Annotated in this window: 1 protein-coding gene; it reads left to right on the forward strand. The window is 72.1% G+C overall.

Features of this window, described 5'->3' with window-relative positions:
* A partial coding sequence (pgsA, locus tag KUM32_RS41675) for a phosphatidylinositol phosphate synthase (RefSeq protein ID WP_217146825.1) occupies window positions 1-566 on the forward strand: 566 nt, incomplete at both ends.

Raw genomic sequence — 566 nt, forward strand, 5'->3', positions numbered from 1 at the left:
GTGGGGTCATGGCCGGCGCGCTGGTCTTCTACCCCCAGGGCGAGTTCTTCTGGGGCACGGTGGTCATCACCCTGTTCGTCTTCTCCGACCTGGTCGACGGCAACATGGCGCGCCAGCTCGGCCGCTCAAGCCGCTGGGGCGCCTTCCTCGACTCGACGCTCGACCGGGTCGCCGACGGCGCGATCTTCGGCGGGCTCGCCCTGTGGTACGCCGGCGGCGGCGACAGCATCACGCTGTGCGCGGTGACCATCTTCTGCCTGGCCAGCGGCCAGGTCGTGTCGTACACCAAGGCCCGTGGCGAGTCCATCGGGCTGCCGGTGAACGTCAACGGCCTCGTCGAGCGCGCCGAGCGCCTGGTCGTCTCGCTGGTGGCGTGCGGCTTGTCGGGGCTGCACACGTTCGGCGTCCCGCACATCGACATCCTGCTGCCCATCGCGCTGTGGGCGGTCGGCGTGGGCAGCCTGGTCACCCTGGTCCAGCGCGTGATCACCGTGCGGCGCGAGGCGCTCGAGGCGGACGCCGAGGACGGCGACGACGCCGCGGAGACCACCACCGCGGCCGGCGCC

The sequence above is a fragment of the Streptomyces sp. AC627_RSS907 genome (assembly GCF_019049165.1).